The organism is Aestuariivivens sediminicola (assembly GCF_022662015.1).
GTDB classification, from domain to species: Bacteria; Bacteroidota; Bacteroidia; order Flavobacteriales; family Flavobacteriaceae; genus Aestuariivivens; species Aestuariivivens sediminicola.
The window spans coordinates 1-876 of record NZ_JAKMCM010000021.1; the positions used below are offsets into that span (position 1 = coordinate 1).

An 876-nucleotide genomic window follows, 5' to 3' on the forward strand; every position below is an offset into this window, starting at 1 on the left:
CATTATCAGATAACAGTTTTGGAGCATTCTCCTTAGTTAATCCAGTTTTTTTAAAAGCCTGTTCTATGGTTCTTTCTACATCGTCTGCTTTCATTGTAGAGCATAACTCCCAATGGATGATATAACGACTATAATCATCTAAAACAGTTGATAGATAGTACCAGCCCCATCCAATGATTTTAAAGTAAGTAAAATCAGTTTGCCACATTTGGTTAGGTCTAGTGGTCTTGTCTTTAAACTCATCACTGGCTCTCATGACAATATAAGCAGGAGAGGTAATAAGTCCTCTTGCCTTTAAGATGCGGTAAACACTACTTTCTGATATAAAGTAGTTCTTGTTATCTGTTATCCAAAAGGCAAGCTCTCTGGGAGACATGTGGGGAAGCTCTAAAGCAAGCTCTACTACCTCATTGCGTACTTTGTCTGGTATTCTGTTCCATTGACTATTAGAAGCTCTTAACCTTGGAGCAAGCCCATTATAGCCATCTTTTTGATAACGACCATACCAGTTGTAGAATGTTCTTTTAGGAATCCCCAGTTCCTTTAATGTTCTGTTTACTCCCAATTCAGAGTCTTCCACAAGTCTGATAATCTCGTACTTTTCTTGTTGATTGAATCTCATATACTTCTTAAACTCTATTGTAGACCATGTAAGCTTTTTTTAAGCACTCGTATCTCCAGAGCCTGCTCTGCTACAATGATTTTTAAATCTTGAGATTCTTTACGAAGTTCTTTTACTTCAAATGAGTTGGCTTCTCTTTCTGTATCCCCATTGAGACGCTTTTTACCTGCTTCAATAAAGTCTTTACTCCAACGATAATATAAATTAGGAGAGATGCTTTCCCGTCTACAGATAGAGGTAATAGAGTCTTCCCC

At 37.3% G+C, this 876-nt stretch carries 2 protein-coding genes; both read right to left on the bottom strand.

The features are described 5' to 3' along the window. Positions 1 to 622: DDE-type integrase/transposase/recombinase (locus tag MR041_RS15575; protein ID WP_242095173.1), on the bottom strand; the 622-nt coding region annotated here is incomplete at its 3' end. 14 nt (positions 623 to 636) lie between these two features. Beyond that, on the bottom strand, positions 637 to 876 hold a 240-nt coding region (locus tag MR041_RS15580; protein ID WP_242095174.1), incomplete at its 5' end, for a transposase.